This is a genomic window from Mycobacterium sp. 852002-50816_SCH5313054-b, assembly GCF_001667185.1.
Taxonomy (GTDB): domain Bacteria; phylum Actinomycetota; class Actinomycetes; order Mycobacteriales; family Mycobacteriaceae; genus Mycobacterium.
Genome location: NZ_LZIC01000039.1, coordinates 38436 through 44827 on the forward strand (window position 1 = coordinate 38436; position 6392 = coordinate 44827).

General features: G+C 68.1%; 7 protein-coding genes and 1 riboswitch. Of the genes, 4 read left to right on the top strand and 3 right to left on the bottom strand.

Annotated features, from left to right (window positions below; all coding sequences use genetic code 11):
• Positions 1-62: 62 nt before the first annotated feature.
• From A5787_RS07840 to A5787_RS07850, 3 genes are all read right to left on the bottom strand, one after another.
• A complete protein-coding gene (locus tag A5787_RS07840) occupies positions 63-1067 on the bottom strand; it encodes a glutathione S-transferase family protein (protein ID WP_066964147.1) in 1005 nt (334 codons plus the stop codon).
• A 22-nt stretch (positions 1068-1089) separates the two neighbouring features.
• The gene (locus A5787_RS07845) at positions 1090-3015 is read right to left on the bottom strand and encodes an acyl-CoA dehydrogenase family protein (protein WP_066964150.1); all 1926 of its coding nucleotides are present in this window, start codon (positions 3013-3015) and stop codon (positions 1090-1092) included.
• A 132-nt stretch (positions 3016-3147) separates the two neighbouring features.
• Complete coding sequence (locus A5787_RS07850) at positions 3148-3555, bottom strand: cold-shock protein (RefSeq protein WP_066964153.1); 408 nt, start codon at positions 3553-3555, stop codon at positions 3148-3150.
• A gap of 161 nt (positions 3556-3716) precedes the next feature.
• Between A5787_RS07850 and A5787_RS07855 the strand changes: the two genes are divergently transcribed.
• The 4 genes from A5787_RS07855 to A5787_RS07870 form a co-directional block, all read left to right on the top strand.
• Positions 3717-4109, top strand: coding sequence for a YccF domain-containing protein (locus A5787_RS07855; protein ID WP_066964156.1), 393 nt, complete (start codon positions 3717-3719; stop codon positions 4107-4109).
• Entirely contained in the window at positions 4106-5185 is a 1080-nt protein-coding gene (gene moaA / locus A5787_RS07860; RefSeq protein WP_066964159.1) for a GTP 3',8-cyclase MoaA, read from the top strand. Before A5787_RS07855 ends, moaA begins: the two co-directional genes overlap by 4 nt.
• A 4-nt stretch (positions 5186-5189) precedes the next feature.
• Entirely contained in the window at positions 5190-5465 is a 276-nt protein-coding gene (locus A5787_RS07865; protein ID WP_066964162.1) for a MoaD/ThiS family protein, read from the top strand.
• A 205-nt stretch (positions 5466-5670) separates the two neighbouring features.
• Positions 5671-5885, top strand: a riboswitch (cyclic di-AMP (ydaO/yuaA leader).
• An 11-nt stretch (positions 5886-5896) separates the two neighbouring features.
• On the top strand, positions 5897-6392 hold a 496-nt coding region (locus tag A5787_RS07870), incomplete at its 3' end, for a transglycosylase family protein (protein WP_197506984.1).

Genomic DNA, 6392 nt, shown 5'->3' on the forward strand with positions numbered 1-6392 from the left:
GAGTTGTTGCGCCGAAACCGCGTGATTTCTCGCCACAAGTCGACGCTCGGCACAAAAAGAGCTCAAGCGCCGTGGCCGGCGGGCACCCGCTCGCCGTCGACGGGGCGCCCCGGCGGGCTGCCATCCCCGAAAGGCCTGCCGCCCAAAGCCTCTCGCCCGTGCGGGGTCAGCCAGCCGGACAGGTCCGGGCCCTTGGGCACGATGCGCGTGGGGTTGATGTCGGCGTGCACGATGTAGTAGTGCTGCTTGATCTGTACGAAGTCGACGGTGTCGCCGAAGCCCGGCGTCTGGAACAGGTCGCGCGCGTAGGCCCATAGCACCGGCATCTCGGACAGTTTGCTTCGATTGCACTTGAAGTGCCCCTGGTAGACCGGGTCGAACCGGGCCAGGGTGGTGAACAGCCGCACGTCCGCCTCGGTAATGGTGTCGCCCACCAGGTATCGCTGGTCGGCGAGGCGATCGCTCACCCAATCCAGCGCAGTGAACAGCCGGTCGTACGCCGCCTCGTACGCCTGCTGCGAGCCGGCGAAGCCGCAACGGTAGACGCCGTTGTTGATCTCGGTGTAGATCCTCTTGCTCACCTCGTCGATTTCGGCCCGCAGCGGTTCGGGGTATAGCTGGGGCGCGCCGTCGCGATGGTAGGCGGTCCACTCCGTCGAGAGATCCAGGGTCATTTGCGCGAAGTCGTTGGTGACCACCGCGCCGGTCGACACGTCGACGATCGCGGGGACCGTGATCCCCTTCGGGTAGTCGGGGAAGCGCTTGAAGTACGCGTCCTGCAGCCGCGGGATCTGCAGCACCGGGTCGACGCCACCCGGGTCCAAGTCGAACGTCCAGCTGCGTTCGTCGTGCGTAGGGCCGCAAAAGCCAATGGAGAGAGCGTTTTCCAGGCCCAGCAACCGCCGCACGATGATCGCGCGGTTGGCCCACGGGCAGGCGCGGGCCACGACAAGCCGATACCGGCCGGGCTCCACCGGGTAGCCGTCACGTCCGTCGGCGGTGATCCGGGTGGTGATGTAGTTGGTGTCGCGGGTGAATTCGCCCGCCGGGGCTACATAGGGGGCCATGGCGACAATTCTGCCCGGGAACTCAGGTCACGAATCGGCGGGCCAGATTCGCCTCGGTCGACGCGGCGGGTTCCCAGTTCGCGATCCACGGTCCGGTGCCCTCCGACTGATCGATGATGCCGTCCTCCAGCCAGGTGTAGTGGCCTTCCTGCACGTCGTGGGTCAGCCGGACATCGCTGCTGTCGGTGTTCGACCACAAGGCCTGGAACAACGCCTCCACCCGTAACGTCGCTTGCTCACAGAACGTTTCGGCCAACTCGTACGCCTGTCGGCCGACGATCGGGTCCGCGGCCCGTTGCCCCTCGGCGCGCACGCACGCCGCGGACATCGCGAACAGCTCCGCGCCGATGTCGACGATCCGGCCCAGGAACCCCTGCCGTTGCTCGAGCCTTGCCTGCCAGCGCGCCATCCCGTAAAAGGTGTTGCGGGCCAGCTTGCGCGTCGAGCGTTCGACGAACCGCAGGTGCGACGCCAATGGCCCGAACTCGCTGTACGCGGTGGGCCGCTGGCCTTCGCCGAACACCAGCTGTGGCAACCACTTTGCGTAGAATCCGCTTGCGCCGACGGCCGCGGCGGCCTTCTGCCGCAGGCCTGTGTCGGCCTTGGCGAGGTCACCCGCCGCGGTCAGGTGGGCATCGACCGCCTCCCGCGCGATGAGCAGCCGCATGATCTCGCTGGATCCCTCGAAGATGCGGTTGATCCGCAGGTCGCGCACCACCTGCTCGGCGGGCACCGCGCGCTCCCCGCGCGCGGCCAGGGACTCCGCGGTCTCGTAGCCCCGTCCGCCGCGGATCTGCAAGAGCTCGTCGGCGATGCGACACGCCATTTCGCTGGACCACAACTTGGCCAGCGCCGCCTCGATCCGGATGTCGTTGCGGTCTTCGTCGGACATTTGGGCGGACAGCTCGAGCACCGCGTCGAGCGCGTAAGTGGTGGCGGCGATGAACGAGATCTTGCTCGCCACCGCTTCGTGTTTGGCGAGCGGCTTGCCCCACTGCACGCGCTCGCCGGACCATTCGCGGGCTATCTTCAGCGCCCACTTCGACGAGCCCGTCGCGCTGGCCGGGATCGACAGCCGCCCGGCGTTGAGCGTGGTCAGTGCGATCTTCAGGCCGTCGCCTTCCCGGCCGATCAGGTTCTCGGCGGGAACCCGGACTCCGTGCAGCCTGGTCACACCGTTCTCGATGCCGCGCAATCCCATGAACTTGTTGCGCCGCTCGACGGTGATCCCGGGCGAATCGGCCTCGACGACGAACGCGCTGATGCCGCCGCGATGCCCGTCGCTCTTGGGCACGCGGGCCATGACGACCAGCAACTCGGCGACCACACCGTTGGTCGTCCACAGCTTCACGCCCTCGAGTTCGTACGCCTTCCCGTCCTCGACCGGTGTCGCCGTCGACGCCAGGCGCGCGGGGTCGGAACCGACGTCGGGCTCGGTGAGCAGAAACGCCGAGACGGCACCGGCGGCGCAGCGCGGCAGGAACTTCTGCTTTTGTTCGGTGGTCCCGGCGAGTTTGAGCGGCTCGGGCACTCCGATCGACTGATGGGCCGACAACAGCGCTCCGAGGCTGGGGTGCACCGACGAAACCATCACCAGTGCCCGGTTGTAGGCGACCTGCGACAGGCCCAGTCCGCCGTACTCGGTGGGGATCTTCATCCCGAAGCAGCCCAGTTGGGCCAGGCCCTTGACGTATTCATCCGGGATCTGCGCGTCGCGTTCGATGACGCTGCCGTCGACGCCGTCGAGCAACTCGCGCAGCCGGCCGAGGAAGGCCCCGATGCGCTCTTCGTCGGCCTGGGATGGCTTGGGAAACGGATGAATGAGCTCGAGCGGAAAGTGGCCAAGAAAGAGTTCTTTGGCGAACGACGGTTTTTCCCAACCACTTTCGCGAGATTCCTCGGCGAGGGCCCTGGCTTGCTCCTCGGTGACCTGCGCTTGCTGTGCCATCGCCGCCTCCTCGCTACGACCCACATCGAGGCTTGAGTACCCGGCGCCGGCCCGAATACCGTGGCCTATGAATGTCGAAGTTACCACCCGGTAGCTTCGCCGCGTAGGGGTACGTTCCGGGCGACCGCCCAGTTAGGAGTCGAGCTCCCGGGCCACCGCCTTGACCACCTCGGAGACCCGACGGGCGGTCTTGCGATCCGGGTAGCGGCCTTTGCGCAACTCCGGCTGCACGGCGCCCTCCAGCAGCGTGATCATGTCTTCGACCATCCCGTGCAGCTCGTCGGGGCTGTGCTTGTGCTCGACCGGCGCCTCGCGCCGCGTCTTGGAAAGGCTGGGCGGGGGATCGATCAGCTTGAGGGTCAACGCCTGTGGTCCGCGCCGGCCCGACGCCACGCCGAATTCCACCCGTTGTCCGGCCTTGAGCCCCTCGACCCCCTCGGGCAACGCCGACGAGCGGACGTACACGTCCTCGCCGTCCTCCTGCGACAGAAAGCCAAACCCCTTGTCGGCGTCGTACCACTTAACCTTGCCGGTCGGCACTGGTCTCACCTGCTTGTCTGACGGATCACTACGTTGGGCAACGCAAGAAGCGTCCCGCCTGCGCAGGACGCATGTTGGATTCTGATCTTACTCGGGTGGTCGCCTGCCGAGCACCCCCGTTACCCGGCACTCGGTACCCTGGCAGTACCGCTGGAGGAAATATGCGCCTGATCCTGAACGTCATCTGGCTCGTGTTCGGCGGCCTGTGGATGGCCGCCGGATACGTGCTGGCGGCGCTTGTCAGCTTCCTGCTCATCGTCACCATCCCCTTCGGCTTCGCCTCGCTGCGCATCGCGTCGTACGCGTTGTGGCCTTTCGGCCGGACGATCGTCGACAAGCCGACCGCCGGGACGGGCGCCCTCATCGGAAATGTCGTCTGGATAGTGCTCTTTGGGCTGTGGCTGGCGATCGGTCACCTGGCGAGCGCGGCGGCGATGGCGATCACGCTCGTCGGTATTCCGCTGGCGCTGGCCAACCTCAAGATGATCCCCGTGTCGTTGATGCCGCTGGGCAAGGAGATCGTTCCGGCCCGCTTCGGGGCGGTGCCCGCATGACGCTGACGGCGTTGGGTCTACCGACGATGCCGGGCCGCACCAGCGGCGCCGCGGCGCGACACGTTCCGGCCAGTGGCCCACTGGTGGACACCTACGGGCGCGCCGCCACCGACCTGCGGGTCTCGCTGACCGATCGCTGCAACCTGCGGTGCAGCTACTGCATGCCCGCCGAGGGCCTGGACTGGCTGCCCGGAGAGCAACTGCTGCGGCCCGACGAACTGGCGCGGCTGTTGCACATCGCCGTCACCCGGCTCGGCATCACCAGCGTGCGGTTCACCGGTGGCGAGCCCTTGCTGTCACGCCACCTCGAAGAGGTCGTCGCCGCGGCGGCAGGCCTGCAACCCCGCCCCGAGATCTCGCTGACCACCAATGGGGTGGGGCTGGCGCGGCGGGCGGCCGCGCTCGCCGAGGCGGGCCTGGATCGGGTCAACGTGTCGATGGACAGCGTGGACCGGGACCACTTCGCGGCGATCACCCGGCGGGACCGGCTCGCCGACGTGCTGGACGGCCTGGAGGCCGCCAAGGAGGCGGGCCTGACGCCGGTCAAGGTCAACGCGGTGCTCGACCCCGCGACCGGACGCGACGACATTGTCGGGCTGTTGCGCTTCTGCCTCGAGCGCGGCTATCAGCTGCGCGTCATCGAGCAGATGCCGCTGGACGCCGGGCATCAGTGGCGCCGTGGCGCCGCAATGACCGCCGACGATGTCATGGCGACGCTGCGGCCACACTTCCGGCTGCGGCCGGATCCGGCTCCGCGCGGTTCGGCTCCGGCCGAGCTCTGGCTCGTCGACACCGGGCCGAACACCCCGAGCGGAAAGTTCGGCATCGTCGCGTCCGTGTCGCACGCTTTCTGCTCGACGTGTGATCGCACCCGGCTCACGGCCGACGGCCAGATCCGCAGCTGCTTGTTCTCCGCTGACGAAACCGACCTCCGGGGCCTGTTGCGTGGCGGCGCGCACGACGACGCGATCGAGGCGGCGTGGCGCGGCGCGATGTGGAGCAAGCCCGCCGGCCACGGCATCAACGATCCCGACTTCGTCCAGCCCGATCGCCCGATGAGCGCGATCGGTGGCTAGGCCGATGGAAGCTCCGGCCGAAGCGGAGGGAATCCAGGTGACCGTCCGCTACTTCGCCGCCGCGCGCGCGGCTGCCGGGGTCGAGGCGGAGACGGTGGTGGTGCGCCCCGGGACCACGGTCGCCGGGCTGGTTGAGCGGCTCGCCGTTCGCGGATCCCGCCTCGCCACCGTGCTGAACCGATGCTCGTATCTGCGCGACGGAATGGCCGTTCGCGACGAGACCGCGGAGTTACGGCCCGGTGACACGGTCGATGTTCTGCCGCCCTTCGCGGGCGGATGAAACTGTGAGATAGCTCACGTAACGAAACGATAACGACACAATCACGCTCCGATCTCGGGTGGAATGACCTGCGCAAATCCCTTTCGCTCCTGGGCTTTTCGCAGATGGCCGTGAGGGAAACGCCGGGTTTCACTAGACGTGACGGGACGAACAGAACCCGCTAGCGTCTCCGACGGTTCGTCAATCCACCGAGTGGCGTTCCCTCCCGCCTACCGCGCCGAGCTCCATCCAGTAGGCGGGCGAAACCGAAAGTGGATGGAGGCGGGGGACCCACCGGTCCACCGTGATCGGACTGGAGCCGCTTGCGGCTCCTTGGGGTGAAGCCGGCGCCGGCTCCCACGGGAGTACGGCGTTGGCCGGGTAGCCTCTCCAACCCGAACCCGACAGCTGACCTCGCAGGCGCGTCACACGAGAGGAATATTTCGGCGCGTATGAGTGGACGTCATCGTAAGCCCACCACATCCAGCATCAGCGTCGCCAAGATCGCCTTCACGGGGGCGGTACTTGGTGGCGGCAGCATCGCCCTTGCCGGGCAGGCGGCCGCGGCCACCGACGGCGAGTGGGATCAAGTAGCCCGTTGCGAGTCGGGCGGCAACTGGGGCATCAACACCGGCAACGGCTACCACGGCGGTGTGCAATTCAGCTCAAGCACCTGGGCCGCGCACGGCGGTGGCCAGTACGCCCCGTCGGCCGAACTGGCCACCAAGGACCAGCAGATCGCGGTCGCCGAGCGGGTCCTGGCGACCCAGGGTAAGGGCGCCTGGCCCGTGTGCGGCGGCCCCCTGTCGGGCGCCACACCGCGCGAGGTGCCCGCCCCCACGCCGGCGGGCATGGACGCCCCGCTGGACGCGCCGTGGCTCAACGGTGGTCCTGGGCCGCTGGCACCGCCGCCGCCCGCGGATGCGCCCCCGCCGGACGCTCCTCCGC